The organism is Nocardioides sp. CPCC 206348, from assembly GCF_048654705.1.
Lineage (GTDB): Bacteria > Actinomycetota > Actinomycetes > Propionibacteriales > Nocardioidaceae > Nocardioides.
On the sequence record NZ_JBMCZA010000221.1, the window covers coordinates 28,501 to 29,075 of the forward strand.

At 70.8% G+C, this 575-nt stretch carries 1 pseudogene; it reads right to left on the reverse strand.

What is annotated here, in order from left to right:
- Nucleotides 1-125: 125 nt before the first annotated feature.
- Nucleotides 126-575: pseudogene (locus tag ACOADB_RS24905) on the reverse strand (glycogen debranching enzyme GlgX); the annotation flags it as partial.

Sequence of the window (575 nt, forward strand, 5' to 3'; positions counted from 1 at the left end):
CCCGGGCGCCGTCCGGCCGCTCGAACGTGAACCTCAGGCCCTTGCGTGTGAACCCGAGGTCCTTCAGGGACGGGGCGATCCGGTTGCGGACCACCTGGTCCAGCGCCTTCGCAGGACGCACCATGTCAGGCCTCCGTCTCCTGCATGACCACCACGCTCCGCGGCCCGATCACCAGCTCCTCGCCGACGACGAGCTTCGTCCCGGCAGGCAGGCCGGTGTCGGTGGAGAGGACGATGGCGCCGGCGCGCACCCAGTCGTTGTCGGGCAGGAAGACCGTGATCGGCTCGGCGCCGGCGTGGAACCACAGCAGGAACGACGTGTCGATCTGCTGTTCGCCGCGCGGGCCGGGGGAGCGCAGCGGCTTGCCGGACACGAACATCCCGATCGTGTCGAGGTCGGCGTCGTACCAGTCCTGGTCGGTCATCTCGCGTCCTGACGGGTGCAGCCAGGCGAGGTCCTTGGGGCCGCCGATGATCGTCGGGCGCCCCTCGAACCAGTGCCGTTGCCGCAGCGCCGGGTGCTCACGGCGCAGCTGGAGGGCGGTCCGGGTCACCTCGTAGACGTCGAGCCAGGC